16 protein-coding genes and 1 riboswitch are annotated in these 26,454 nt (G+C 73.1%); of the genes, 7 read left to right on the forward strand and 9 right to left on the reverse strand.

Annotated elements, in window-relative coordinates; genetic code table 11:
- Window positions 1–177 precede the first annotated feature (177 nt).
- On the reverse strand, window positions 178–726 hold the full coding sequence (locus ACZ4TO_RS22675; protein WP_326786919.1) for a MarR family winged helix-turn-helix transcriptional regulator: 549 nt from the start codon (window positions 724–726) through the stop codon (window positions 178–180).
- Between the two features lie 184 nt (window positions 727–910).
- Between ACZ4TO_RS22675 and ACZ4TO_RS22680 the strand changes: the two genes are divergently transcribed.
- A complete protein-coding gene (locus ACZ4TO_RS22680; protein ID WP_385043034.1) occupies window positions 911–2,185 on the forward strand; it encodes an MFS transporter in 1,275 nt (424 codons plus the stop codon).
- A gap of 89 nt (window positions 2,186–2,274) precedes the next feature.
- On the opposite strand, the gene ACZ4TO_RS22685 is transcribed toward ACZ4TO_RS22680, so the two are convergent.
- The 3 genes from ACZ4TO_RS22685 to ACZ4TO_RS22695 all read right to left on the reverse strand — a co-directional run bounded on the left by ACZ4TO_RS22685 (window position 2,275) and on the right by ACZ4TO_RS22695 (window position 6,404).
- Window positions 2,275–3,090, reverse strand: a complete 816-nt coding sequence (locus tag ACZ4TO_RS22685) for a class I SAM-dependent methyltransferase (RefSeq protein ID WP_382782803.1) — start codon at window positions 3,088–3,090, stop codon at window positions 2,275–2,277.
- Between the two features lie 127 nt (window positions 3,091–3,217).
- Window positions 3,218–4,909: an ATP-binding SpoIIE family protein phosphatase gene (locus tag ACZ4TO_RS22690; protein WP_468025069.1), complete on the reverse strand. Its 1,692-nt coding sequence runs from the start codon at window positions 4,907–4,909 to the stop codon at window positions 3,218–3,220.
- 130 nt (window positions 4,910–5,039) lie between these two features.
- A complete protein-coding gene (locus ACZ4TO_RS22695; RefSeq protein ID WP_382782808.1) occupies window positions 5,040–6,404 on the reverse strand; it encodes an NAD(P)/FAD-dependent oxidoreductase in 1,365 nt (454 codons plus the stop codon).
- 373 nt (window positions 6,405–6,777) lie between these two features.
- Between ACZ4TO_RS22695 and ACZ4TO_RS22700 the strand changes: the two genes are divergently transcribed.
- Both ACZ4TO_RS22700 and ACZ4TO_RS22705 read left to right on the forward strand, forming a co-directional pair.
- Complete coding sequence (locus ACZ4TO_RS22700) at window positions 6,778–7,557, forward strand: TetR/AcrR family transcriptional regulator (protein WP_468025070.1); 780 nt, start codon at window positions 6,778–6,780, stop codon at window positions 7,555–7,557.
- A gap of 964 nt (window positions 7,558–8,521) precedes the next feature.
- Window positions 8,522–10,243: a sigma-70 family RNA polymerase sigma factor gene (locus tag ACZ4TO_RS22705; RefSeq protein ID WP_468025303.1), complete on the forward strand. Its 1,722-nt coding sequence runs from the start codon at window positions 8,522–8,524 to the stop codon at window positions 10,241–10,243.
- A gap of 36 nt (window positions 10,244–10,279) precedes the next feature.
- Here the strand turns inward: ACZ4TO_RS22705 and ACZ4TO_RS22710 are convergent, their stop codons facing one another.
- Both ACZ4TO_RS22710 and ACZ4TO_RS22715 read right to left on the reverse strand, forming a co-directional pair.
- Window positions 10,280–13,705 carry an AfsR/SARP family transcriptional regulator gene (locus tag ACZ4TO_RS22710; protein WP_468025071.1) on the reverse strand — a complete coding sequence of 1,142 codons (3,426 nt, stop codon included), beginning with the start codon at window positions 13,703–13,705 and terminating at the stop codon, window positions 10,280–10,282.
- Window positions 13,706–14,177: 472 nt separating this feature from the next.
- Window positions 14,178–16,268 carry an asparagine synthase-related protein gene (locus ACZ4TO_RS22715; protein ID WP_468025072.1) on the reverse strand — a complete coding sequence of 697 codons (2,091 nt, stop codon included), beginning with the start codon at window positions 16,266–16,268 and terminating at the stop codon, window positions 14,178–14,180.
- 887 nt (window positions 16,269–17,155) lie between these two features.
- Between ACZ4TO_RS22715 and ACZ4TO_RS22720 the strand changes: the two genes are divergently transcribed.
- The 4 genes from ACZ4TO_RS22720 to ACZ4TO_RS22735 all read left to right on the forward strand — a co-directional run bounded on the left by ACZ4TO_RS22720 (window position 17,156) and on the right by ACZ4TO_RS22735 (window position 22,499).
- Window positions 17,156–18,577 carry an MFS transporter gene (locus tag ACZ4TO_RS22720; RefSeq protein WP_382782819.1) on the forward strand — a complete coding sequence of 474 codons (1,422 nt, stop codon included), beginning with the start codon at window positions 17,156–17,158 and terminating at the stop codon, window positions 18,575–18,577.
- Between the two features lie 157 nt (window positions 18,578–18,734).
- Window positions 18,735–19,940 carry an L-2-hydroxyglutarate oxidase gene (gene lhgO / locus ACZ4TO_RS22725; RefSeq protein ID WP_382782821.1) on the forward strand — a complete coding sequence of 402 codons (1,206 nt, stop codon included), beginning with the start codon at window positions 18,735–18,737 and terminating at the stop codon, window positions 19,938–19,940.
- A 287-nt stretch (window positions 19,941–20,227) separates the two neighbouring features.
- Window positions 20,228–21,064, forward strand: a complete 837-nt coding sequence (trmB, locus tag ACZ4TO_RS22730; protein WP_468025073.1) for a tRNA (guanosine(46)-N7)-methyltransferase TrmB — start codon at window positions 20,228–20,230, stop codon at window positions 21,062–21,064.
- 88 nt (window positions 21,065–21,152) lie between these two features.
- Entirely contained in the window at window positions 21,153–22,499 is a 1,347-nt protein-coding gene (locus ACZ4TO_RS22735; RefSeq protein ID WP_468025074.1) for a PrsW family intramembrane metalloprotease, read from the forward strand.
- A 179-nt stretch (window positions 22,500–22,678) separates the two neighbouring features.
- Here the strand turns inward: ACZ4TO_RS22735 and ACZ4TO_RS22740 are convergent, their stop codons facing one another.
- The 3 genes from ACZ4TO_RS22740 to ACZ4TO_RS22750 all read right to left on the reverse strand — a co-directional run bounded on the left by ACZ4TO_RS22740 (window position 22,679) and on the right by ACZ4TO_RS22750 (window position 26,391).
- On the reverse strand, window positions 22,679–23,623 hold the full coding sequence (locus tag ACZ4TO_RS22740; protein WP_468025075.1) for an aldo/keto reductase: 945 nt from the start codon (window positions 23,621–23,623) through the stop codon (window positions 22,679–22,681).
- 150 nt (window positions 23,624–23,773) lie between these two features.
- The gene (locus tag ACZ4TO_RS22745) at window positions 23,774–24,811 is read right to left on the reverse strand and encodes a M23 family metallopeptidase (RefSeq protein ID WP_382782833.1); all 1,038 of its coding nucleotides are present in this window, start codon (window positions 24,809–24,811) and stop codon (window positions 23,774–23,776) included.
- An 11-nt stretch (window positions 24,812–24,822) separates the two neighbouring features.
- Window positions 24,823–24,979, reverse strand: a riboswitch (cyclic di-AMP (ydaO/yuaA leader).
- A 215-nt stretch (window positions 24,980–25,194) separates the two neighbouring features.
- Complete coding sequence (locus tag ACZ4TO_RS22750) at window positions 25,195–26,391, reverse strand: PP2C family protein-serine/threonine phosphatase (protein ID WP_385043018.1); 1,197 nt, start codon at window positions 26,389–26,391, stop codon at window positions 25,195–25,197.
- Between the last annotated feature and the right edge of the window lie 63 nt (window positions 26,392–26,454).

Genomic DNA, 26,454 nt, shown 5'->3' on the forward strand with positions numbered 1-26,454 from the left:
GGGCCCCAATCGAATTGAATTCGGGCACACCGAATTCACCCCGGCTGGGATCGAGCTGAAGATTTGAGTGCCGCATCAGCGGCGGAGGTGCCGTCCCGGAACCAGACCGGCTCCGTGACAACTCGAAGAACTTTACGCATCCGGCAGGGCAGTGTCAACACCCCCCTGTCAAGATCTTTAATCCAGGTCGCTGAGCCGGCCGCCCGCGTCCGGCTGGGCGTCCTCCACCCGCCGGAGCAGGCGGGTCAGGACCTCGCCCAGGACGCCTCGGTCCTCGGTGGAGAGGTCCTGGAGCAGGTCCTCCTCGAAGACCGTGGCGAGGCGCATGGCCTCCAGCCACTTCTCCCGGCCCTCGTCGGTCAGCTCGACGATGACGCGCACCCGGTTCGACTCGTCGCGCTCCCGGGTGACCAGCCCCTCCGCGACCATGCGGTCGATGCGGTGGGTCATGGCGGCCGGGGTGAGGCCGAGGCGCTTGGCGAGCTCGCTCGGGCCGAGGCGGTACGGGGCGCCGGCGAGGACGAGCGCCTTCAGGACCTCCCACTCGGCGTTGCTGATGCCGAGGGCGGCGGTCTGGCGGCCGTAGGCGACGTTCATCCGCCGGTTGAGGCGGGACAGCGCCGACACGATCTTCTCGACCTGGGGGTCGAGGTCCTGGAACTCGCGCTGGTAGGCGGCGATCTGTTCTTCGAGTGTCGGCTCGCTGACGCCGGGGGTGTCGCCCATGGCCCGAGTATCGCATGAGGTCGCTTGGTGTCGAAGTCCTTCAAGGTGTAGAGTTCAACCTCGAACTTTAGCTTTGAAGTCTTCAGGCTTGCATCCATGCGTAGGGAACCGTTCACGGAGACGGTGCCCGGCGGGCGGGCCCAGTACGGCTTCACGACCAAGGCAGGTGAAAGTGACCAGGGCGATGGGCGCAGCGATGCGCCGGATCCACGTGGGCAACGCGCTCAGCGCGTTCGGGCTCGGCTTTACCGTCCCCTTCCTCTACGTCTATGTGGCGCAGGTGCGGGGACTCGGCTCCATGACGGCGGGCGTCGTGCTCGCCGTCTTCGCCGTGGCCGCTCTCGTCGTGTTGCCGTTCGCCGGAAGGGCGATCGTCCGGCGCGGTCCTCTGCCGGTCCTGCTCGCCGCCCTGGTCACCGCCGCGCTCGGTGCGCTGAGCCTCGGGCTGGCGAGCGGCGCGACGGCCGTGGTGCTGTCGGCGGCGGCGCTCGGTGCCGGGCAGGCCGTGATGCAGCCGTCGCTCGCGACGATGATCGTGGACTGCTCCTCGGCGGACACCCGGTCGCGCGCCTTCGCGACGCAGTTCTTCCTGCAGAACCTGGGCCTCGGTGTCGGTGGTCTCATCGGGGGTCACATCGTCGACCCGGACCGGGCGAGCTCGTTCACGCTGCTGTTCGCGATCGAGGCGACGATGTTCCTGGTGCTGGTCGTGATCATGGCGACGGTGCGGATGCCGCGCGCGCCGCGCATCGACGACGACGCGCCCCGGTCCAAGGGCGGAAGCTGGAAGCAGCTCCTGGGCAACCGGGCCATGGTGCAGCTCTCGGTGCTGGGCTTCGTGCTGTTCTTCGCCTGCTACGGGCAGTTCGAGTCGGGGCTCTCCGCGTACGGCGTCGAGGCGGCCGGGATCTCCACGTCCGCGCTCGGTACGGCGATGGCGGCGAACACGGCGATGATCGTGGTGGCGCAGTTCGCGGTGCTGAAGTTCGTCGAGCGCCGCAAGCGGTCCCGGGTGATCGCCGCGGTCGGGCTGATCTGGGCCGTCGCCTGGCTGGCGGCCGGGTACGCGGGTCTCGGGCACGGCAGCCAGACCATGGCCACGGCGGCCTTCGTGTCGACGTACGCGCTCTTCGGGCTCGGTGAGGCGATGCTGTCGCCGACCGTCGCTCCACTGGTCGCCGATCTGGCGCCGTCCGGGATGGCGGGTCAGTACAACTCCGCCTTCGCCCTGGTGAAGCAGCTCGCGCTGGCGATCGGCCCGGCGGTGGGCGGCCCGATGGGGGCCTCGCTGCACGGCCCGTACGTCGTGACGTTCCTGCTGTTCTCGCTCGGTATCACCGTCCTGGCCGTGCGGCTCGGACGGCAGCTCACCCCCGTACAGAATCAGCCGTGGCTCGCGCGGAGCCGGGTGGTCGCGCAGGGCGGGGCTCCGGTCGAGCCGGTGCCCGCCGGCGCCTGACCACGGAGGCCCCGGGACGGGCCCGGATCATGACGGCCGCCATCACGCAGTGACGTGGTGGCGGCCGTTTCGTGTGCGCGGCGCGAATCTCAGCGGATGCCGGTCAGCAGGTTGGCGGTGAAGGGGAGGGTGGCGGTGCCGTCGGGGGCGGTGTGGTTGGCGAGCCGGTCGCAAACGGTCCGCCCGGCGCGCAGGAGTGCGTCCTCGCCCGCGGTGTCGACGATCGCCTGTCCCCAGGATGTGGAGGAGAGCTGGCCGGGGGCGTACGTGTCGAGGGGTGGGAAGGGGATGCCGAAGGTGACCTGGCGGACGGCGACGTCGTGGAACCCGGCGCCTCGCAGGGCGGTGGAGAGCCGGTCGGGGGTCCCGGAGAACGCGCCCTCGTAGTCCGTCGCGAGTTCCTTGCCGCCGTACTCCTCGACCGCCTCGTACTGGGCGACGAAGTACGGGATGAGGTCTCTGGCGGCCCACGCGGTGGCGGCGAAGCGGCCGTCGGGGCGGGTCACGCGGGCCGCCTCGGCGAAGGCCGCGTCGAGGTCGGGGAAGAACTGGACGCCCTGCTGGCACACGACCGCGTCGAAGGCCGCGTCCTCGTAGGGGAGTCTTTCGGCGGGGGCGACGGTGAAACCGATGTCCGGGTACATGCGGGGCGCGCGCTCCACGGCGACGCCGATCATGCCCGCGTTGACGTCCGCCCCTGAGACCCGGCCGGCGGGACCGACCCGGGCCGCCGCCGCGCGGGCCGCGAAGCCGGTGCCGCAGGCCAGGTCGAGCACCTTGGCGCCGGGGTACAGGTCGACCGCGTCCAGGACCGCTTCCACGAAGGGCGCCATGAACGGTGCCGCGTACCGCTCGTAGCGCTCGGGGCCACTTCCTTTGAGCTGAAAGCCCGATTCGTCTGCCATGGGGAGCTCTTAGCACCGGCCGGGCCTCTCGGCCAGGGGACGCGCGGCACGTATCCGGTCCGCGGTCCGGTGCCAGGCGTACGGGACCGGCCTCCCGGGGCGGGGACGCGCTACCCGGCGCGCGGGTTCAGTTCGCCGCGCGCGGGAGTGCGAACTCGCACCACACCGCCTTGCCGCCGCCCGGTGTGCGGCGCGAGCCCCAGCCGGAGGCGATCGTGGCCACGATGGCGATGCCGCGGCCGGCTTCGTCGCCGGGCTCCGCGCGGCGACGGCGCGGCAGGTGGTCGTCTCCGTCGGTGACCTCGATGATCAGGCGGCGGTCGGTGCGGCGCAGACGCAGACGCATGGGCGGGGTGCCGTGCTGGAGCGAGTTGGCGACGAGTTCGCTGGCGGCCAGGACGCCGAGGTCGTGCAGTTCGTTGGGGAAGCGCCAGCTCGCCAGCACGCCGGAGGCGAAGGCACGCGCGCGGGGGGCCGCTTCCATGCCGCCGAGCAGTTCCAGGGCGGCGTTGCGGAAGAGCTCGCCGTCGGAGCCCGTGCGGGACGGGTGCTGGAGGACCAGGACGGCGACGTCGTCGTCGTGGTCGGCGGTGACGCCGGCCGCGCGGACCAGGCGGTCGCAGATCACCTGGGGGCTGCCGGTGGCGCCGGCGAGGGCGCGCTCCAGGGAGGCGATGCCCTCGTCGAGGTCCTCGTCGCGGCGTTCCACCAGGCCGTCCGTGTACAGGACGGCGGTGGAGCCGGGGCCGAGCGGCACCGAGCCGGAGGCGTGCAGCCAGCCTCCGGTGCCGAGCGGAGGTCCGGTGGGTTCGTCGGCGCGGTGGATGACGCCGTTCTCGTCGCGGACGAGGATGGGCAGGTGGCCGGCTGAGGCGTACACCAGCCGGCCCTCGTTCGGGTCGTGGATCGCGTACACGCAGGTGGCGATCTGGTTGGCGTCGATCTCGGTGGCGAGGCCGTCGAGGAGTTGCAGGACCTCGTGCGGCGGCAGGTCGAGGCGGGCGTACGCGCGCACGGCGGTGCGGAGCTGGCCCATGACGGCGGCGGCGCGGACCCCGCGGCCCATGACGTCGCCGATGACGAGCGCGGTGCGGCCGCCGCCGAGGGTGATGACGTCGTACCAGTCGCCGCCGACCGCCGCTTCCGTGCCGCCGGGCAGGTAGGTGGCGGCGATGCGCAGGTCGTCGGGCTCCTCCAGTTCCTGCGGGAGCAGGGAGCGCTGGAGGGTGACGGCGGTCTCGCGCTGACGGCGTTCGCTGGCGCGCAGCCGTTCGGCCGCCTCGGCGTGGTCGGTGACGTCGGTGGCGAAGACGAGGACGCCGCGGCCGTCGCTCTCGGCGGAGGTGTCGACGGGGGTGCAGGTGAACGTGTAGGAGCGGCCGGTCGAGACCTTGCGGGACTTGACCGTGCGGGGCTTGGCGCTGCGCAGGACCTGGTCGAGGAGGGGCAGCAGGCCGAGTTCGTCCAGTTCGGGCAACGCCTCGCGCGCGGGTGCGCCGGCGGGACGCGCGCCGAAGGCCGCGGCGTAGGCGTCGTTGACGTACGAGACGCGGTGCTCGGGTCCGTGGACGAGGGCGACGAGGGCGGGGACGCGGTCGAGGACGGCGCGCGCCGGGAGTTCGTCGACGGCGAGCCCGGGAGGGGCGTCGTCGGTGAGCCCGGGAGGGGCGTCGTCGGTGAGCTGCTCGGCGCGGGCCGCCGGCACGGAGCCTTCCCCGCGCCGGTCCGGTGCGGCCGTGTGCGGGGCCGTGGGCTCGGTCCGCGCTGCGGCGCGGCGCTGCGTTCCGGGGAGCCGGGCGCTCCAGCGCGTGAAGTTCACAGTGGGGAAAGCCTCGTGTTAGAAGGGCGAGCGGTTCACCCGCCCAGAGTCGTGGACCTGTCTGGCAGTCTGACCGACCTGGTCTGCATCCGTCAGACGCCGTCCCTGCCGGTGGAGTTCCTCGGTCCGGTCAGGACGACCCCTTCGGGTCGGTCGGAGGCTTTCCCCCGGCCGCCAGTTCGAACTCCGCACGGGGGTGTTCGAGCGAACCGAGGGACACGATCTCCCGTTTGAAGAGACCCGCCAGGGTCCATTCGGCGAGCACACGGGCCTTGCGGTTGAAGGTCGGCACCCTGCTGAGGTGGTAGACGCGGTGCATGAACCAGGCAGGATAGCCCCTCAGCTTGCGCCCGTAGACGTACGCGACTCCCTTGTGCAGTCCCAGAGATGCGACCGAACCGACGTATTTGTGCGCATACGTCTCCAGGGGCTCGCCCCGCAGGGTGTGCGCGAGGTTGTCGCCGAGGACCTTCGCCTGCCGCACGGCGTGCTGGGCGTTGGGCGCGGTCTCCTTGCCGGGTTCCGCGGTCACGTCGGGCACCGCCGCCGCGTCTCCCGCGGCCCACGCGTGCGTGACGCCGTCGACGGCGAGCTGCGGGGTGCACTTGAGCCGGCCCCGCTCGTTCAGGGGGAGGTCGGTCGCGGCGAGGACGGGGTGCGGTTTGACGCCCGCGGTCCACACGACGGTGCGGGTCGGGAAGCGCGCGCCGTCGCTGAGGACGGCGATCCGGTCAGCGCAGCTGTTGAGGCGGGTCTCCAGGCGTACCTCGATGTTGCGCCTGCGCAACTGGCTGACGGTGTACCGGCCCATCTCCTCGCCGACCTCGGGCAGGATGCGGTCCGAGGCCTCGACGAGGATCCACTTCATGTCCTCGGGCTTGATGTTGGGGTAGTACCGCGCGGTGTAGCGGGCCATGTCCTCCAGCTCGCCGAGCGCCTCGACGCCGGCGTATCCGCCTCCCACGAAGACGAAGGTCAGGGCCGCGTCGCGGATCCCGGGGTCGCGGGTGGAGGAGGCGATGTCCATCTGCTCGATGACGTGGTTGCGCAGGCCGATGGCCTCTTCGACCGTCTTGAAGCCGATGGCGAAGTCGGCGAGTCCGGGGATCGGCAGGGTGCGGGAGACGGAGCCGGGGGCGAGCACGAGTTCGTCGTACGTGATCTGCTCGGCGCCCGCTCCCTCCTCCTCGGTGGCGAGGGTGCTGAGCGTCGCGGTGCGTTTGGCGTGGTCGATCGAGCGGACCTCGCCGATGACGATCCGGCAGCGGTCGAGGACCCGGCGCAGCGGAACGACCACGTGACGCGGCGAGATGGAGCCCGCGGCGGCTTCGGGAAGGAACGGCTGATAGGTCATGTACGGGTCGGGCGACACGACCGTGATCTCGACCTCGCCCCGCTTCAGTTCGGGCTTGAGCTGCCGCTGGAGGCGCAGGGCGGTGTACATCCCGACGTAGCCGCCGCCGACGATGAGAATGCGCGCACGTTCCTTCACCATCCCATGACGCACCCCTCTTCGGAGTTTGTCCACAGCCCCGGCAATTTGCGTGACCGGTCGCCGACAACGTGCAGAGTTGGCCGATTTGCCGGAGTCTAGGGAAAACCCGCAGGTCATGGTGGGTGAGGGGGGTACTCGGACAGGGCGCAACCGGGACGTAAAGGGGCCGTACTCCGATCGGGGGGCGCTCCGTGCGGAACCTGCCCCTTCTGAATTGACCCCCGCTCAACTATGTTCGTGTGTCGACGGGGTGTAGGGGGATGCGCTCGGCGAGTTCGTACGACGGCTCGCGTTCCAGCTTGTTCCACGCGCTCCGGTCTGTCGATGGCGGGGAGAGTCTCCGGGGGGAGACGTCATTACCGGGGGAACGCTTATGCACATTCAGGACTCTCATTGGTCTTCCGCGTCAGCCATCGCACCGAGTGGTGCGATCGGCGCGGCGACGGGCGGCAACGGCCGCGGTCCGAGTGACGGACCGCGTACGACGCCGCTGCGTGTGGACGCACAGCGCAATCTTGAACATGTACTGCGGGCGGCGCGCGAGGTCTTCGGCGAGCTGGGGTACGGCGCGCCGATGGAGGACGTCGCCCGGCGGGCCCGGGTCGGTGTCGGCACGGTGTACCGCCGCTTCCCGAGCAAGGACGTCCTGGTGCGCCGGATAGCCGAGGAGGAGACCTCCCGGCTGACCGACCAGGCCCGTGCCGCGCTCGGTCAGGAGGACGAGCCGTGGTCGGCGCTCTCGCGCTTCCTGCGGACGTCGGTGGCCTCGGGTGCCGGGCGGCTGCTGCCGCCGCAGGTGCTGCGGGTCGGCGTGACCGAGGACGGTCCCGAGCAGGACGAGGCGCGGGTGCCGCAGCAGCGGTCCCAGCCCGCGCCGGAGTTGCGGCTCGTCGAGCCGCGGACGGCTCCCGATGACGAGCAGGTCGTCGCCGAGGTGGACGACGCCGGTGCGGCGGCGCTGCTGGAGGTGGTCGGGCGGCTCGTCGACCGGGCGCGCGCGGCGGGCGAGTTGCGCGCCGACGTGACCGTGGCGGACGTCCTGCTGGTCATCGCGACGGCGGCTCCTTCGCTGCCGGACGCGGCGCAGCAGGCGGCGGCCTCGGCCCGGCTGCTCGACATCCTGCTGGAGGGTCTGCGCTCGCGCCCCGCGTGAGCCGGATCGAAGGGACCGCGGCGCGGGCGGGTTACGGCCCGCGCGGGCGTACCGGAGCACGAAGGCACCGCGGGGCACGAGGAAGTCCGCGTGCGCGGGGCCGGTGTTCGTGAGCACGTGAATGCTCCCGGGGCGAGTGAACTCACTCGCCCCGGGAGCATCGTGCTTCCTGCATCGTGCTTCCTGCATCGTGCTTCCTGCACCGTGCTTCCTGCACCGCGCCTGTGCGGAACGCCCACTTCCGCGCGTACGACGACTGTTGACCATTCCCCGATCGGGTGATGGTTAGTACTCCAGAGCGACAAGTCCCCTCGGACGAGTGGTTGGTCCGTACGAGCACGTTCCGGCCACGGAGCCTGTGGCACTCTGGCCCGGTATTCGGGTCCGAGTGTGCAGGCGGGGGCTTTCCGCGATGAGTGTGGACGGGCGAGACGAGTCGCCCGGCGACGGTGGCGCCGACGGCGGCACGGAAACGGGCGGTTCACCGTCACGGCAGGTGCCGAGCCAGGGCGGCCCGCACGGCGAACGCCCGCGTGCCGGAAGCCCGTACGGCGAAGACCGGCACCCTGCCGGCAGGGCACCCCACGGCGACGCACGGGACCGCGAGGCCCCGGACCGCGACGCACGGGCCCCCGAGGAGCCGGCCCCCGACGCGCGGGACCGCGACGAGCGGGACCGCGCCGCACAGGACCGCGACGAACGGGACCCCGACACCCCGAACCGCGACCTTTTAGACGCTGATCCCCTGGACGCCGATCCTCTGGACCTCGAGGACGACGCGCCGCCCCACGACACCCTCTGCCCCGGCCCTTCCCCCGACCCCGACGCCCACCCCGGAGCGCCCGAGGTCGGTGTGCCCTCGCAGCGTGACCGGTGGGACGTGCGCGAGAGCGGGATCCTGCCGCCCCCGCGGGAGCCGGTGTCCCCGGTGGCCCCGCCCCCCGACGCCGGTCTGATCGAGCGGATGCGCGCGGGCGACGACACGGCGTACGAGGAGCTGTACCGCCGCCATGCCGAGGCCGTCCGCCGTTACGCCCGCACCTGCTGCCGCGACGCGCACACCGCCGACGACCTCACGGCCGAGGTGTTCGCCCGCATGCTCCAGGCCGTACGCGGCGGCAGCGGCCCCGAGCACGCCGTGCGCGCGTACCTCCTCACCACCGTCCGCCGGGTCGCCGCGCACTGGACGAAGACGGCCAGGCGGGAGCAACTCGTCGACGACTTCGCGGTGTTCGCGGCGCAGGCCGCCCGCGGGTCCGAAGTCTCGGACGACGACACCCTCGACCTCGGCGCGGACGTGCGCGCGATGCACGAGGCGGAACAGTCCATGGCCATGCGGGCCTTCCGCTCGCTGCCGGAACGCTGGCAGGCCGTGCTGTGGCACACCGAGGTCGAGGACGAGTCCCCGAGCGAGGTCGCCACGCTCTTCGGTCTCGACGCGAACGGCACCCGCGTGCTCGCCAGTCGCGCCCGCGAGGGACTCAGGCAGGCCTACCTCCAGGCGCATGTGAGCACCACGCTCACCCGGGACGAGGAGTGCGCGCGCTACGCGGACCGGCTCGGCGCCTACGCCCGCGGCGGCCTGCGCACCCGTGCCGAACGGGGTCTGCGCAAGCATCTGGAGGAGTGCGCGAGATGCCGCCTGGCCGCCGGCCAGATCAAGGAGGTGGCGGGCGGCATCCCCGCGGTCGTGCCGGTCGCGGTCATCGGCTGGTTCGGTGCCGCCGGGTACGCGAAGGCGGTCGCGCTCGTCGCCGGGGGCGCCGGGGCGGGTGCTGCCGGGGCCGCGGGCGCGGCGGCCGTGGCGGGCGGCGGGTCGGGAGGCGCGGGCGCCGGAGGTGGCGCCGCGGTCTCCGAGGGACTCGGCGCTCCGGTCAAGGCCGGTATCGCGGCGGGTGTCGTCGCGGTGGCCGCGGCGGCGGTGGCGCTGTCCCTGGTCGGCAACGGCGGCCCCGCCGCCCGGCGGCCCGAGGCGGGACCGGCCGCCTCGCCCGCGGTCGAAGCGCCGGTGGCCCCGCCGACGCCTTCCGAGAAGCCCCCCGCGCCGAAGCCTCCGCCGGCGGCGCACGGCCCGGCGCCCGCCCAGCCTCCCTCGACCAAATCGGAGCCGTCCCCGAAGCCGACACCGGCAGCGGCCCCGAGCCCGAGTCCGCGCCCCACGCCGCCCCCGGCCCCCACCCCGACGCCGCTGCCGACGCCACCCCCGCCGGAGCCGGACCCGGAGCCCACGCCGACGCCTCCCCCGCCGGCCCCCGTCGTCTACCGGTGGAGCGACCTGGACTACGACGTCGTCGGTGACCACACCGAGCCGGAGATGCGGATCGGGGAGAGCAGCTGGGTCTGGCAGCGCTCCAGGATGAGCATCGGCGACACCCGGTACGCGTACGGGGTGACCGTCCACGGCCGGTCCTCGGTCACCGTCGACCTCAACCGCGACTGCAGCTCGTACGACGCCCTGGCCGGTGTCGACGATCTGATGCTGGGCCTGGGCAAGGTGCGCTTCTCCGTCTACGCGGACGGGTCGCGGCTGTGGCGCTCACCGCTGATCGAGGGCGGCGACCCGGCGGTCCCGGTCCATGTGAACCTCGCCGGCCACCGGACGGTCCGCTTCGTCGTCGAACCCCACAGCCCGTTCGACTCGACGACACTGGGCGACTGGGCGGAGTCGAAGTTCGTCTGCCGGTGAGCCCGTGCTCCGCAGGGGGCGCGTGCCGGTGAGCGCCTACTCCGCGGGGAACTCCTCCAGCGCGCGGGCCAGCTCGGCGAGCGCCTCTTCCTGGGTGCTGGCGGAGCCGCGGGCGCGCTCGGACTCGTAGCGCTGCGGGCCGAGTGCCGCGAGGGCAGCGGCCTCGGTGCGCCGCACGTCGGCGCTCTCCCGGACGGGCCGCAGATCGCCGCCGCGCCAGCGGGTGCCCGCGGCCAGCAGCCGCACGGCCACCTCGTGGGCGCCCAGTTCGCCGAAGAGACGCGCGGCCCCCTCGACGACGGCGGACGCCACCACGTCCGCGCACCGGGTGTCGATCGCGTGCCGCAGCGTGGCACTCAGCTTCCGCAGACCCGCGACGGGCCCGGACTCGGCGGCCGTGACCATGGCGTCGATGCCGTTCAGACCGACCGTGAACTGCGGTGGCGGGGTGCCGCGGAGACTCTCCTCGCGGGATTTCTCGCACAGTTCGCGCGCGAGGGCGACCTCCCCGTCGTCCAGGACCACCTGGGCGCGCAGCAGATGGACGAACGCCCGGGAATCCGTCACCCCGTACAGATCGGCGGCGGCGCTCGCCTCGTCCAGCTTGGCCAGGGCCACGGAGCGCTCGCCCGCGCGGTAGGCGATCTCGGCCAGCCGGGCCATGAGGAACGGCACCTCCGCGTAGGCCCCCACCTCGTAGGCGAGCCGCAGCCCCTCCTCGTACTCGGCCTTCGCGTCGTCGTACAGGCCGCGCGCCATGGCGGCCTCGCCGGCCGCGCTGCACACCTGGGCGCGCATCCAGCGGTCTCCGACCCGTCGGCTGAGCACGCGCAGTTCCGCCAGGTCCTCGTCCACTCCCGGCATACCGCCGGGGGCGTCGACGACCATGTGCGTACGGAACATCAGGGCGACGCCGATCTCCCATTCGCCGCCGAACTCACGGCAGTTGGCGACCGCCGCGTCCATCGCGGGGCCCACGTCGTCCGGCTCGCCCAGGAAGTGCGAGGCCATGGGCCAGATGATCCCCGGCATGCGCGCGGCGTCCGGGCCGCCCCGCTCGAAGGCGCCCCGTACCCGCTCCACGTACTCCCGCAGCCGCTTCTCCCCCCACTCGTCCAGGGGGACGACGTCCACCTTCATGAACAGATGGAGCATGCGCACCCGCATCCGCGTGGCGCGCAGCGGGTGGTTCTCCTCCCGCTCGGGATGGTCGAGGAAGGCGGCCACCGGGTCGACGCCTTCGAGCTCGGCGGAGAGGGCGTCGCCGCAGGCGGACAGGGAACCGGTGGTCCCCGCCGGACGGCTGCCTGACGGCAGGTCGAGCCATGTGCCCAGTCTCAGGACGAGTTCGGTCCAGGCGATGGCTTCGTACCGGAAGTTGCGCAGCCACCAGAACCAGCCCATGTCGAGGACGAGAGCAGCGGCCTCTTCCTCGTCGTGGGCGGCGAGCGCGCGCTGGAGGGCCGCCCGGATGTTGTCGTGCTCGTTCTCCAGGCGCCGGATCCAGGGGAGTTGTCCGGCCGAGCGCAACCGGGGTTCGGCCTCCTCGGTCAGGGCGCGCACCCACGCGCGGTGGCGCCGCTCGGCTGCGGCGCGCAGTTCGGGGACCTCGCCCGCGCGTTCGGTGGCGTATTCGTGGATGGTCTCCAGCATGCGATAACGCATGCCGCCGCCCGTGTCGTCGCCGTGGCTCCAGGCGTCACGAGGACCGTCGTCGGTTCCGTACGGAGGGCTGTCGTCGCCCGTTCCGGCGGGGGTGGCGACGAGGAGGGACTTGTCGACGAGGGCGCCGATGAGGTCCGCGGCGGGTCCGGTGCACACGGCCTCGGCGGCGGCCAGGTCCCAGCCGCCCGCGAACACGGAGGCCTCGCGCAGAACGGTCCGCTCCCGTTCGTCGAGCAGATCCCAGGACCAGTCGACGACGGCACGCAGGGTCTGCTGGCGGGGGAGCACCGTGCGGCTGCCGGAGGTGAGCAGCCGGAAGCGGTCGTCGAGGCGGTCGGCGATCTGCCGGGGGGTGAGCAGCCGCAGCCGGGCCGCGGCCAGTTCGATGGCCAGGGGCAGGCCGTCCAGGCGTCGGCAGATCTCGTCCACGGCGGCGGAGTCGTGGAGCGCGCCGGCGGCGTCCGGGCGCACCACGGAGGCGCGCTCCATGAAGAGGCGGCGCGCGGGGTCGGGCGGGAGCGGCTCGACGGGGCGCACCAACTCGCCGGGGATGCCGAGGGGTTCGCGGCTGGTGGCGAGGATCGTGAGTCCCGGGCAGCGGGTCAGCAGGGTCTCGGCGAGTTCGGCCGCCGCGTCGATCACGTGCTCGCAGTTGTCGAGGACGAGGAGCTGGCTGCGCGGGGCGCAGTACGCGACGAGCAGAGCGACCGGGTCGTCCTGGGCGACCGCCATCTCGTTCGTGATCAGAGCGGTCTCGCGCAGACCGAGGGCGCTGACCACCGCGCCCGGGACGGCCTCGGGCCGGTCGAGCGGGGCCAGCTCGACCAGCCATGCCTGGTCGAGGCCGGCGGCGGCTTCCTCGGCGAGGCGGGTCTTCCCCGAACCGCCGGGTCCGGTCAGCGTGACCAGCCGGGCCCCGCGCACATCCGAACGGATGGCCCCGACCTCGCGTTCCCGTCCCACGAACGAGTTCAGCCGGGGACGGATGTTCCCGGTCCGCTGGGCACGGGAGGGGTCGCCGGGGCGGGGGCCGGCGGCTTCGGTGCCGGGTACCGGCTCCCGCGGTCCGCCGCGCGTGTCCCGTGGGTCGAGCAACGCGGCGTGCAGATCCTGGAGCTCGGGCCCGGGGTCCGCGCCCAGACCGTCCAGGAGCGCACGGCGTACGTCCTCGTAGGCGGCCAGCGCGTCGGCGCTCCGGCCGGCCTCGCGCAGGGCGCGGATGAGCAGGGCGTGCAGCGCCTCGTCGTACGGGTGAGCCGTCGTCAGCTCCTTCAACTCCGGTACGACGTCGGCGGCACGGCCGAGCAGCAGGTCCGCCTCGACGCGGCTGCGGGTCGCCTCCAGACGCAGGGCCTCCGGGCGGGTGGCGGCGGTGCGGTCGGGGAGGTCCGCGAGGGCGGGGCCGCGCCACAGGGCGAGGGCTTCGCGCAGGCGGGTGGCGGCGGTGTGGGGGTCGCCCTCCTCGAGTGCGGTCCTGCCCTCCGTGACGAGTCGCTCGAACACGAACAGGTCCACGTCGTCGCGGGTGGCGTGGAGGCGGTAGCCGCCGGGTTCTGAGGTGACCGTGTCCTTGCCGATGGCTCGGCGGAGGCGGCCGATGAGTGCCTGTAGTGCCGCTGGGGCGTCCTGGGGTGGGGTGTCCGCCCACACCTCGTCGATGAGGGTGTCCGGGGAGAGGGTTCTGGTGGGGTGCTGGGCCAGGGCCGTGAGCAGCGTGCGGACCCGGGGGCCGCCCACCGCGACGAGGGTTCCCCGGTCGTCCTCCGCCTGGGCAACCCCCAGAATCCTGTACCGCACGCCCCCATTCTCACCGCCCCCCGCCCCGGGGTCACAGGGTTACCCCGCCGGGGCCTGTCGCGGCGCCCCCTCCCGGCGCCCTTGGGCACCCCCCAAACCTTCTCTCGCCCCCTCCGCCCCTACCCGTCCCACCCCTGGGGCTCCGCCCCAGACCCCGCTCCTCAAACGCCGGAGGGGCTGAAAATCTCGCCGGCCGGGGCTGAAGACTTTGGCCTGTCGGAGCTGAAAGCTTGGAGCGGCCGGGGCTGAATCCTGCTGGAACCGTCTGGATCACGCACCCGCAGCCGGGATCCGGCGCGAGGGGACGTGGCGGTACATCAATGGCCGTCGCCACCGACGGTCACTCCTCACCCAACGGCGACGGGCTGATGCACCGGCACGGCCCCGACCCCCCACCGGACGGGAACCGCACCCACCGGCCGAACCCACCCGCCGAGCGGGAACCGCGACCGGTACCGGTCCCGGCTCCCGTTCAGGCCTGTCGCGCCGCCCCCAGCGCCCGCCCCTGCGGCACTATCCCCGCGGGAACCGCGCGTTGGCGGGCCGGTGTGCCCGTCCAGCAGGTGCCGCGACGTGCCAGCAGCCGCCGCAGCCACAGTTCGAGCGACACCAGATCCGCCAGCCCGTCGAGCGGCAGCGGCGCCCCCTCCGCCGCCGAGCGCAGCGCCTTGCGGACGACCCGCGCCTCCACGAGCCCCGCCTGCGCGAGCAACGGCGTGTCGAACAGGGAGACCAGGGAATCCGCGGCCACCCGCACCCCCGTCCGGGCCGTCGCGTCCGAGGACGCCTGGGACGGAGCCCCCCACCCGGGCGGCAGATCGGCCACCCCGGCCCCCTCCAGCACCGTACGGAGAATCGCCGCCCGCGCCCCGGGCTGCACCCGCAGCGCCTCCGGCAGTTCACGACAGGCCCGGACGACCTGGTTGTCCAGGAACGGCGTGTGCAGCCGCTGGAAGCGGATCTCGGCGGCCTGCTCCAGGACGCGGACGTCGGCGGCGTGGCGGGCGAGCGCCGCGCGGGCGCGGAAGTCCCCGGGCCGCTGCCCGGGGGAGACGTTCGGCCGCCCGCCGCCCCCTTGAAGGCGAACCGATACTTCAGCCAGTGCCTCCCCGGTCAGCCAGCGCGCCGCCGGCCCGGGTCTCGCCCAGCTCAGCGCGGCGAGCGAGGCACCGACCGCGCCTTCGAGGTCGTCGAACCGCCGCTGCAGCAACTGCTCGGCGAGGACGTCGACCCCGGTGCGGTACGGCGTACGGGCGAGCTTGCGCGCGGCACCGTACACGCGCGCGGGAACCATCACCGAGCCGTCGGCCTTCGTCAACGCGGCGACGGGCCGCACGAGATGGCGCCGTTTGCGGTCCATGAGGAGGTCGGCGAGCCGGGCCGGGTGGGCGTCGAGCACCTGCCGCGCGCCGTAGCCCGTGAAGTGGTCGGCGCTGCCGGAGGCGAGTCGCGCGCGGTGGCGTGCCGCGGTCACCAGGGAGGGCCCCGGCTCGTCGGTCAGCGGCCCTTCGAGGTCGGCGTAGGGGAGCGTCTCCTCTCCGCCGGTGACGACCACGTGGTGCAGCCGGGGGTTCGCGGCCAGCGTCCCGGCCCGCTCCAGTTCGGCCTCGCGCCCGCGCACGGCGAGGTCGTTGAAGGTGACCGCGAGGAGCCGTTCCCCGGCGCCGGTGCCGTGTCCGAGGACCGTGCCGGGCGCCCCGGGAAGGCCGGCGGCGAGGAGGGCGAGGGTTCCCGAGGCGAGCCCTCCGGAGAGGTCGGCCCCGATGCCGGGCACCGGCGTCCCCCGGGCGGCGCGCCGCTCGGCGGGTCCCATGCCGGGCACGGGCCCGGGGTCCACGTCGGTGCCGGGCACGTGGCGGGGAGCGGAGAGGCGGGCGCGGACGGCCTCCACGAGGGCGTCCCGTACGGCGTCCACGGCGACGGCGGGATCGGTGGGGGGCGCGGCGACGGCCAGGGAGGCGACGGGTTCGTACCCGGCGATCTCGCGCGCCCCGGCCCGCAGGATGAGCGTGTGTCCCGGCGGGATGCGGCGTACGCCTTCGTACGGCGTGGAGTCGTGCACAGCGGCCGGTACGTCGGGGGCGGCGAGCATCGCGGCGAGGTGCCCGAAGTCGAGGTTGGCCTCGATGAGGTCGGCGAGCGGGAGGGCGGCGGTGGCGTAGGCCGTGCCGCCGGCCCAGGGGGTGTAGAAGACGGGCCGGGCGCCGGCGAGGTCGCCGCAGACGGTCACGCGGCGGGCGACCTGGACGACGACGGTGTAGCTGCCGGACCAGTTGGTGAGGTGGCGGAGCGCTCCGCCGCGAGCGGCGAACAGTCCGACGCGCAGTTCGTCGTCGGAGGCTCCGCAGATGCCGAGGACGGCGATGCGGTTCTCCGCGTCGGCCTTGACCACGCGCACCTCGTCGGGCCGCCAGTCGCCGACGGCCCAGAGCGGATCCGGGTCGCCCCACAGGAGTTGGGAGCCGACGGGGTGAACGGTCTCACCGTCGTTTCCGGTGGCGCCCGCCGAGCCGATCGCGGACGCTCTGGCGACGGTGCTGCTCCACCCCACCAACCATCGCATCGCCGCCTCCACAGGCTGTGGACAACCAGTGCACCGTACGAACTCGGCACCATGCTGCCACGAAGGAGGCGTACGGGAGGGCCCCTGCGGCGGCTTGCGCTCCCCGGAGTGCGCCCCCACGTGACCACCCACGCCACCGCACACGGGGCGGTGACCGGCAAATGCCCTTCCTGCAGGGCCTGTTGAGGGAAACGGCGGGCGCCGCACGGCACCGAGGGAAAATCCACTCCGGACGCCGAACGAGCCCGATCCACGGGCCGCCTCCCGCGCGGCAGTCGACCCGCACCGCCCCAGCAGCACCCCGACCGCGAGTCCACCCGGCGAACCCCGCACCCCCACACCCCCGCGAGGCACACCTCGCCCACCACCACCCCCGGCGGTTCGACGCGAATGCGCCCCCGATACGCTCCCTCAGGACGCCCTTCGCGCCCTCAACTCGTATGGTGGGAGCCCTGATTGCCCTCAGGAGGGGCCATCGGTTTTCGGCCAAATCGGCGAGCGGCCGACGGGCGCGGACACGCTCCGTACAGGCCTTGCGCACCACTTCGGCAACGCACAGTCCGGGAGGCGGAGTTCGCCCCCCGGACCGGTCCGCCGCCCGCGGGGATGTAGGCGGCGGTGTCCCCCAGCCCACTGGATCCAGTACAGCGGGCCGACCCACGCATGTTCCATGGAAGCGCTCCCGGCCATGGCCGGAGAAGAGCGCACGGACGGGCGCACAGCCACACAACAGGAGCACGCCGCGACAGTCCGTACAGTCGTACGGACCACAATCCCGCCAACCGGACGTACGCCCCTTAACGCTGGGGATCGGGCGAACTACGCTGGGTTTACGAATGCCGCGTGGTTATGCCATCGCGGCAGCCGTCTGTGTCGAGGGGTGGCGCATGTCCAGGGAGCAACGCGGGCCGAACGAAAAACTCGGCGCCGTTCTCGCCCTCGCGGGAATCAGCAACGCAGGACTCGCGCGTCGCGTCAACGATCTTGGCGCTCAACGCGGGTTGACTCTTCGCTACGACAAGACGTCGGTGGCGCGCTGGGTGTCGAAGGGCATGGTGCCGCAGGGCGCCGCGCCGCACCTCATCGCGGCCGCCATCGGCCAGAAGCTCGGCCGTCCCGTGCCGCTCCACGAGATCGGCCTGGCGGACGCGGATCCCGCGCCGGAAGTGGGCCTCGCCTTCCCCCGTGACGTCGGGCAGGCGGTGCGGTCGGCGACGGAGCTGTACCGCCTCGATCTCGCCGGGCGGCGGGCCGGCGGCGGCATCTGGCAGTCACTGGCCGGTTCCTTCGCCGTGAGCGCCTACGCGACTCCCGCGTCCCGATGGCTGATAACCCCGGCCGACAGTTCGGTGGCGCGCGAGGTGAGTCCGGGCGAGGGCTCCGGAGCGCCGCTGAAAGTCGGCCACAGCGATGTGCTGAAGCTCCGCGAGGCGGCCGAGGACGCGAGGCGCTGGGACTCCAAGTACGGGGGCGGTGACTGGCGTTCGTCGATGGTGCCCGAGTGTCTGCGGGTCGAGGCGGCACCCCTGCTGCTCGGCTCCTACTCGGACGAGGTCGGCAGGGCGCTGTTCGGCGCGTCGGCGGAGCTCACCCGGCTCGCGGGCTGGATGGCCTTCGACACGGGCCAGCAGGAGGCCGCCCAGCGGTACTACATCCAGGCGCTGCGGCTGGCCCGGGCGGCCGCCGACGTGCCCCTCGGGGGCTACGTCCTGGCCTCCATGTCCCTCCAGGCGACCTACCGGGGCTTCGGCGACGAGGGCGTCGACCTCGCCCAGGCCGCGCTGGAGCGCAACCGCGGTCTCGCCACGGCCCGCACCATGAGCTTCTTCCGGCTCGTGGAGGCACGGGCCCACGCGCGCGCGGGTGACGCCCAGGCGGCCGGCGCGGCGCTGAAGGCGGCGGAGGGCTGGCTGGAGCGTGCCCGCGACGGCGACAACGACCCGTCCTGGCTCGGCTTCTACGGATACGACCGCTTCGCGGCCGACGCAGCCGAGTGCTACCGGGATCTGAAGGCCCCGCGTCAGGTGCGCCGGTTCACCGAGCAGGCGCTGTCGAAGCCCACGGAGGAGTTCGTGCGCTCGCACGGGCTGCGCCTGGTGGTGTCGGCGGTCGCCGAGCTGGAGTCCGGCAACCTGGACGCGGCGTGCGAGCAGGGCGTGCGGGCGGTGGAGGTCGCGGGGCGCATCTCCTCCGCGCGCACCACCGAGTACGTGAAGGACCTGCTGCACCGGCTGGAGCCCTACGGCGACGAACCGCGTGTGGTGGAGCTGCGGGAGCGGGCCCGTCCGCTGCTGATGGCACCGGCCTAGGCCGCCGACGGCCCGGGTCGAGGGGGGAGCGCCCAGCAGCACGGGCGCGGTCAGGGCGCCGCGGTCCCGCGGCGCGAAGGAAACACGGGGCACTGTCCCGGGGTTTGAGGGCATTGTCAGTGGCGCAGTGCACTATCGAGGCCGGGAGGTGGTGCGGATGCGGAGCGCGTACGACTGCGATGTGCTGGTGATCGGCGGGGGGATCGTCGGTCTGTCGACGGCGTATGCCATCACACGGGCGGCACCGGGCACGCGGGTGACGGTGCTGGAGAAGGAGCCGGGACCCGCCCGGCACCAGACCGGGCGCAACAGCGGGGTGATCCACAGCGGGATCTACTACCGCCCCGGATCCCTGAAGGCGCGGTACGCGGTCAAGGGTGCCGCCGAGATGGTCAAGTTCTGCGCGGAGTACGACATCGCGCACGCCGTCACCGGCAAGCTGATCGTCGCGACGGAGAAGTCGGAGCTCCCCCGCCTGCACGGCCTGGTGCAGCGCGGCCGGGAGAACGGCATCCCGGTCAAGGAGCTGGGCCCGGCCCAGCTCACCGATTACGAACCGGAGGTCCGCGGCCTCGCCGCCATCCACGTCGGCACGACGGGCATCTGCGACTACGTGGCGGTGGCCCGCCGGCTCGCGGAGGCCTCCGGGGCGGAGATCAGGTACGGGGCGCAGGTCGTGCGCGCCGACCGCCGCCCCCACCTCGGTGTCGCCGTGCGCACGGCCGACGGGACGATCGTCCGCGGCCGGGTGCTCGTCAACTGCGCGGGGCTGCACTGCGACGAGACGGCCCGGCTCACGGGCGACGACCCCGGGATGCGGATCGTCCCCTTCCGCGGCGAGTACTACACGCTCGCGCGGCCGGAGCTGGTGCGCGGCCTGGTGTATCCGGTTCCGGACCCGGCGTTCCCGTTCCTCGGTGTCCATCTCACCCGGGGTATCGACGGCGGGGTCCACATCGGCCCGAACGCGGTGCCCGCGCTCGCCCGTGAGGGGTACGGCTGGGGAGTCGTCCGGCCCCGTGAACTGGGCGGGACCCTGGCCTGGCCGGGCTCCTGGCGGATAGCCCGGCGGCACTGGCGTTACGGAGCCGGGGAGCTGCGCCGGTCGGTGTCGAAGGCGGCGTTCACGGAGGCCGTGCGGCGGCTGCTGCCCGCGGTGAACCCGGAGGACCTGGTTCCGGCCGCGGCCGGTGTCCGCGCCCAGGCGGTCCTGCGGGACGGCACCCTGGTCGACGACTTCCTGATCAAGGAGGGCCCGAGGACCGTGCACGTGCTGAACGCGCCGTCCCCCGCGGCCACCGCGTCGCTCCCGATCGGCCGGGAGGTCGCCCGCCGGGCCCTGGCATCACTGGCCTCGGCCTGACCGACCCACCCCACCGACCCGGGCGCCCCGCCCACGAGCCCGGCGACCCGCCCACGAGCCCGGCGCGACCCACCCACCGACCCCGGCGACCCACCGACGAGCTCGGCGACCCACGAGCCCGGCCCACCGAGCCCCGGCGCCCCCCCACCAGGCCCCGGCACCCCGCCCGCCCCGGCCGCGCCCCGGCACGGGCCGTCCCGCGCCGGGGCGCATCAGCCCCCGCGACCGGCCCCCGGGTGCCGGACGGGCCGGTCCCCCGGTGCCGCGCCCGTAAAATCGACCCCACTGTGTCTGAATTCCTCGACTCCACCGAAGAGACCCGGCCCGCCTCCGCCGAGGACGGCTCGCCGCGTCACCACCGTGCCCAGGGCGAGCCCCGCTTCCCCGACGGTCCGCAGGCGGATCCCGCCGGCTCGCACTTCGAGCGGCGGATCCGGAGTTTCCAGCCGCGCCGGAGCCGGGTGACGACCGGACAGGCCGACGCGCTGCAGCGGCTGTGGCCGAAGTGGGGTCTGGACATCGACGGACAGCGCACGCTCGACCTGGCGGAGCTGTTCGGGGCGGACATCCCCGTCGTGCTGGAGATCGGCTTCGGCATGGGCGAGGCCACCGCGCAGATGGCGGCCGACGACCAGGGCACCGGGATCCTCGCCGTGGACGTGCACACCCCGGGGCAGGGCAACCTGCTCAACCTCGCCGAGCGGAACAGCCTGACCAACGTCCGCGTGGCCAACGGCGACGCGATCATCCTGCTCCGCGAGATGCTGCCGCCCGCCTCACTGCATGGCCTGCGCGTCTATTTCCCCGACCCCTGGCCCAAGAAGCGGCACCACAAGCGGCGGCTGATCCAGCCGGAGTTCCTGGACCTCGCCGCGACCCGTCTCGCGCCGGGCGCGCTCGTGCACTGCGCGACGGACTGGGAACCGTACGCCGAACAGATGCTCGACGTGCTCGGCGCGCACCCGGACTTCGAGAACACCGTGCCCGACGGCGGTTTCGCGCCCCGTCCGGAGTTCCGCCCGCTGACCCGTTTCGAGGGCCAGGGACTGGACAAGGGTCATGTGGTGAACGACCTCCTCTTCCGGCGCGTACAGCATCGAGACCAGCACACCCCGGGCGTCTGACCCGCACACACCTGCCGGCGTCCACCGGGACTTCCCGGGGACCCGGTTGCCGTCGCGGGCCACGCCCTCCCTCGTTAGGGTCAATGCCGTGGCCATCCATCCGCCGTACCCGAACCGGCCCGGTGCCCCCACCGGACCCGCGCCAAGACATCCGCACTGGTGGCAGCGCAGTTGGGTGCGGTACGGAGCACTGATCACCCTGCTCGCGATGTCGGGTCTGGTGATCCTCGCCCTCGTCCGCGAGCAGACCGGGACCGAGGGCTTCCTGGTCGGGCTCGGACTGGCCGTGTTCCCCGTGCCGCTGCTCATAGCCGCCTTCCGGTGGCTGGACCGGGTCGAACCGGGCCCGTGGCGCAACCTGTTCTTCTCCTTCGCCTGGGGCGCCTGCGCGGCCGCGCTCATAGCGATCGTCGCCAACAGCTTCGCGACCCGCTGGATCGCCGTGACGACCGCGGATCCCTCGGGCGCCGACACGCTCGGCGCGACCGTCATAGCGCCCGTCGTCGAGGAGTCGGCGAAGGCGGCGGCCGTCCTGCTCGTCTTCCTGTTCCGCAGACGGGACTTCACCGGGATCGTCGACGGTGTCGTCATCGCCGGGGTCACCGCCACCGGCTTCGCGTTCACCGAGAACATCCTCTATCTCGGCACCGCGTTCGGCACCGACCAGCTCAGCGGGGAGAGCGGGCTCGCCTCCGTCACCGCGGCGACGTTCTTCGTCCGGGTGGTGATGTCGCCCTTCGCGCATCCCCTGTTCACCGTGCTGACCGGCATCGGCTTCGGTTTCGCGGCCCTGTCCGCCGAACGCCAGCACGCGCGCCGGATCCTGCTCCCCCTGACCGGTCTGCTGCTCGCGATGGGCATGCACGCGGTCTGGAACGGCTCATCGGGCTTCGGCCGCTTCGGGTTCTTCGGGGTGTACGCGGCGTTCATGGTGCCTGCGTTCGGGCTGCTGACCTGGCTCGTCGTCTGGACGCGGCAGCGCGAGCTGCGGACCGTCCGCGCCGAACTGCCCGTGTACACGGCCGCGGGCTGGCTGGGCGCGGCCGAGCCGTGGGCGCTCGGCTCGATGCGGGCGCGGCAGCTCGCGCGCGAGTACGCCGGACACCACTTCGGGAAGGGCGCGGCCCGCTCGGTGGCGGAGTACGAGGCGTACGCGACCTCGCTGGCGTTCCTGCGCCACCGGGGGCGCCGGGGCCGTGCGGGCGCCGACTTCGTCGTACGGGAGCGCGAGTTGCTGGAGGAGCTGTGGCGCCGCCGGGAGATCGCCCGTCCGGCTCTCGCCTACGCGGCCCGCGCCATGGCACCGCTGCCCGTGCCGCCGCCCTGGCCGCCCCAGGGGTACGGGTACGTTCCCCAGCCCGCGCGGCCGTACGGGTGGCCGGCCCAGGCGTCCGCGCCGGCCCCGTACCCGGCGTACAACCCGTACGGCTCGTAGCGCGGGACGGTCACGGGGGGGGGGGGGGGGGGGGGGGGGGGGGGGGAGGGGGGGGGGGGGGAGGGGGGGGGGGAGGGGGGAGAAAAGGGAGGCGAAATGCGCTGAGGAGGGAGGGGGTATGGAGCTGGGCGGGCCCCTTTGGCCACCCCCCCCCCCCCCCCCCCCCGACGGTCCGGCTGTCAGGCCGAGGCCTGCGACAGGCGCGTCAGTTCGTCGTCCGTGAGCGCCAGGTCCGCGACGCCGAGCAGGGCGGGAAGCTGCTCCACCGTGCGGGCGGAGGCGATCGGCGCGGCGACCGTCGGCTGTGCGGCCAGCCAGGCGAGGGCGACGGTCGGGACGGCCACGTCGTGGGCGGCCGCGATCTCGTCGAGGGCGGCGAGGACCCGCGGCCCGCGTTCCGTGCCGAGATGCTTGGCCGCGCCGGCCGCCCGGGGCGAGTCGACGGTGGTGCCGGGGCGGTACTTGCCGGTGAGGAAGCCGGCCGCGAGCGCGAAGTACGGGACGGCCGCCAGCCCGGCCTGGGAGGCGACCTCCTGGAGGGCGCCCTCGTAGGTGTCGCGCGAGACCAGGTTGTAGTGGGGCTGGAGCGCGACGTACCGGGCGAGGCCCTCGCGGTCGGAGAACTCCAGGGACTCCCGAAGCCGCTCCGGGGAGATGTTGGAGGCGGCGATGTGCCGCACCTTCCCGGCCTTCACCAGCTCGTCGAGGGCGCCGATGATCTCCTCGACGGGCACTTCCGGCTTGTCGAAGTGCGTGTAGTAGAGGTCGATGTGGTCGGTGCCCAGGCGGCGCAGCGACGCGTCGGCCGCGGCCTTGATGTTGGCACCGGACAGTCCCGGGTACGCGGGGTGCTGGCTGACCTTGGTGGCGACCACGATGTCGGCGCGGTTGCCGCGGCTCTTCAGCCACTTGCCGATGACGGTCTCGGACTCGCCGCCCTCGTTGCCCTCGACCCAGGCGGAGTAGGAGTCGGCCGTGTCGAGGAAGTTGCCTCCGGCGGCGGCGTAGGCGTCGAGCACGGCGAAGGACCGGGTCTCGTCGGCCGTCCAGCCGAAGACGTTGCCCCCGAGGGAGAGCGGGAAGACCTCGAGGTCGGACGAACCGAGCTTGCGAAGGGAAGTCATGTAAGGCGACAACGCCCGTACCGGATGCGTGTATTCCACACTCACCGTTCCGGTGCGTGCCGCCGTCCGCGTCCGGACGGCCGACAGCCCTGACGCCGGGGGGGTTGACGTCAGGGCTGCCGGAGATCGGGGATCAGGGGTTATCGGGGATCAGGGGTTGAGGCCCTTGCTCTGGAGCCAGGCCATCGGGTCGATGCCGGTGGCGGCGCCGCCGGGGTGCACTTCGAGGTGCAGGTGCGGCCCGGTGACGTTGCCCGTCGCGCCCACGCGTCCGATGACGTCACCGGTGGCGACCTTCTGGCCGACGGTGACGCTGATCGACGACTGGTGGCAGAACCAGAGTTCCGTGCCGTCGTCGAGGGTGAGGATCGTGCGGTAGCCGTACGCGCCGGCCCAGCCGGCCTCGGTGATGGTGCCGCTGTGGATCGCCTTGATCAGCGTGCCGGTGGGCGCCGCGAAGTCGAGTCCGGTGTGGTAGCCGGAGGACCACATGGAGCCGGCCTCACCGAAGCGCGAGGTCAGCGTGTACGAGGAGGTCGGCAGCGAGTAGCTCTTGGCGAGCTCGGCGAGGCGCTCGGCCTCGGCCTTCTGCTTGGCCGCCTCCTCCGCCTTCTTCTTCGCGGCGGCTTCCTTGGCCTCGGCCTCGTCCTGCTGCTTGGCGGCGGCCTGTACGGCCTTCTGCGCGGCGGCGGTCTGGGCGGCCTTCTGCGTGGCGGTGTCGGCCTGGTTCTGCTGCGACTGGGCCTGCGCCATGATGCGGTCGCGCAGCGCCTCACCGGCGTCGGAGCTTCCCTGCGCCGTGTCGGCGCTGGTCAGGCCGGCGCTGGTGAGCGGAGTCGTGGAACCCTTGGGGGTGGCGCTGGATCCGCCGTCCGAGATCAGGGCCTTGGCCGACGCGGTGACCGACGACAGGTCGGGCAGTGAGATCGAGACGGGCGCCTTGCCCGGAGCTGCGCTGGCGATGCCGCCACCGCCGACGGCGGCTATGACACCGACGCCGAGAACCGTGGAGCTGCGGGCGAGTCCTCCGCCGCGCTGCTTGCCCGTGCGGTGCCGGCCGCGGACGGGAGCGAGGGAATCCTCGGTGGGGTTCCACTCCTCCCAGGGACCGTCGTCCTTGCCGTAGCCGAAGGTGTGGGCTTCGTTCGGCGCGAACGAGGTTGGCTGAGCGGGCCGGTTGGACGCCACGTGGGCGCACTCCTTTCCTTCCTTGCCGCCTACCGGGTTAGCTGACGGGTTCGGAGCAGGAAGGTCTCCTACGCGCGTACGGCCACCGTGCATCGACGGCGGAATACGCTCGATTCACCCCACGAGTTGGTTCCCCGGTTCCCTTGCGGGATTCGGCGCGTGCGCACGGAGCCGCCTCTTGTGACGGTTGTGACGACCGCGCTGCGTTATCGAACGTTAATAGACCCGGCCACCGAATTCCAAGCCGTTCCGACTGATCATTAACGCCTCTTGGCCAGGACTTTGGGGTCATGAACGATGAAAAACGGGCGAGTTGACCGCGTGCCGCTTGCACGGATTTCCCTGACGGTATGTCAGTCGTTATGCGGAGGGAGACAGTCCCGTCACTGTTCGTGACGCCGGACGGCGAGCAGCGCCAAGTCGTCCGTCAGCGGGCCGCCCGTGTGCTCGCGGGCCGCGTCGAAGAGGGCGGTCAGCAGCGCGTCGGGACCGGGAAAGACCCGTCCGGCCAGCCAGGCGGCCGGATCGAAGAACCTCCCCCGCGCGTCGCGGGCCTCGGACAGTCCGTCGGTGTGCAGGAGCAGCGTCGCCCCGCGCGGAAACCCCTCCCGCAGCGTCGGGGCGGGCAGGCTCCCCAGTTCACTCATCCCCAGGGGCAGCGCGAAGGACTCGGCGGAGAGGGTGCGGAGCGTGCCGTCGGCATGCAGCAGCAGGGGCGGCGGATGGCCGCGGTTGACGACGCGTACGACGTCCTCGCCCGGCGGGATCTCGGCGAGGACGGCGGTCGTGAAACCCTCGACCGCGTCGACGCTGTCGCGCCGGGTGCCCGCCCGCGTCAGCGCCCGCTCCAGGCGCTCCGCGACGCCCTCCAGGGCCGTCTCCCGCTCGGCCGCCTCACCGAACGCACCGACCACCGTCGCGACGGTGGCCACCGCGGTCATCCCCTTGCCGCGTACGTCCCCGACGATCAGCCGCACGCCGTACGGGGAGTCCTGTACGGCGTACAGGTCCCCGCCGATGAACGCGTCCTCCTGCGCCGCCTCGTACCGGGCCGCCACCTCGAGACCGGCGATCAGCGCCTCGGGTTCGGGCAGCACGGCGCGCTGCGCGAACTCGGCGATCTCCCGGACGGAGGCGAGCCGCTCGTCGCCGCGCCGGACGACGCTGTTGATGAGGACGGCGAGGACGGCGGCCATCGCGACGGTGACCACCTCGGTGACCGCGTCGACCTGGAGGACGATGTCGAGCACACAGTGCGTCACGAGCACCGCGCCCACGGCGAGGACGCCGGCGAGAACGGTCCCGCGCAGCGAGAAGAGGGGCGCGGCGACCAGGGGCGCGGCCGCGAACAGGGGGGTCGCGGTGAATTCCGACGGGGTGAAGTAGTCGTAGACGATCCCGGCGGCGACGAGCAGGACGGGCAGGGCCCGGACGAAGGAGCGTGTCCACACGATCCGGCGTGGGTCGGCTCCCGCCGGACCGGGCGAGGGGACGCCCCCGGGCTCGTGGGCGCCGCGGGAGGGCCGGCCGGCCCGGTCATGGAACTGTCCGGTCCGCCGCTCACCTCCTGGCTGCCCCACCCGTCCAGAAGAACCGGTGCGGGGGCGGCGGGCGACCCCTGTGGCCCGACCGGGGGAGCAAGG

It is taken from the genome of Streptomyces sp. NPDC028298 (genome assembly GCF_055565895.1).

Bases quoted from the DNA above. Each gene is read 5' to 3' on its own strand.
- ACZ4TO_RS22675 (WP_326786919.1), bottom strand. From the start codon at position 726: ATGGGCGACACCCCCGGCGTCAGCGAGCCGACACTCGAAGAACAGATC.
- ACZ4TO_RS22680 (WP_385043034.1), top strand. From the start codon at position 911: ATGGGCGCAGCGATGCGCCGGATCCACGTGGGCAACGCGCTCAGCGCG.
- ACZ4TO_RS22685 (WP_382782803.1), bottom strand. From the start codon at position 3,090: ATGGCAGACGAATCGGGCTTTCAGCTCAAAGGAAGTGGCCCCGAGCGC.
- ACZ4TO_RS22695 (WP_382782808.1), bottom strand. From the start codon at position 6,404: ATGGTGAAGGAACGTGCGCGCATTCTCATCGTCGGCGGCGGCTACGTC.
- ACZ4TO_RS22700 (WP_468025070.1), top strand. From the start codon at position 6,778: ATGCACATTCAGGACTCTCATTGGTCTTCCGCGTCAGCCATCGCACCG.
- ACZ4TO_RS22705 (WP_468025303.1), top strand. From the start codon at position 8,522: ATGCGCGCGGGCGACGACACGGCGTACGAGGAGCTGTACCGCCGCCAT.
- ACZ4TO_RS22715 (WP_468025072.1), bottom strand. From the start codon at position 16,268: ATGCGATGGTTGGTGGGGTGGAGCAGCACCGTCGCCAGAGCGTCCGCG.
- ACZ4TO_RS22720 (WP_382782819.1), top strand. From the start codon at position 17,156: ATGTCCAGGGAGCAACGCGGGCCGAACGAAAAACTCGGCGCCGTTCTC.
- lhgO (WP_382782821.1), top strand. From the start codon at position 18,735: ATGCGGAGCGCGTACGACTGCGATGTGCTGGTGATCGGCGGGGGGATC.
- ACZ4TO_RS22740 (WP_468025075.1), bottom strand. From the start codon at position 23,623: ATGACTTCCCTTCGCAAGCTCGGTTCGTCCGACCTCGAGGTCTTCCCG.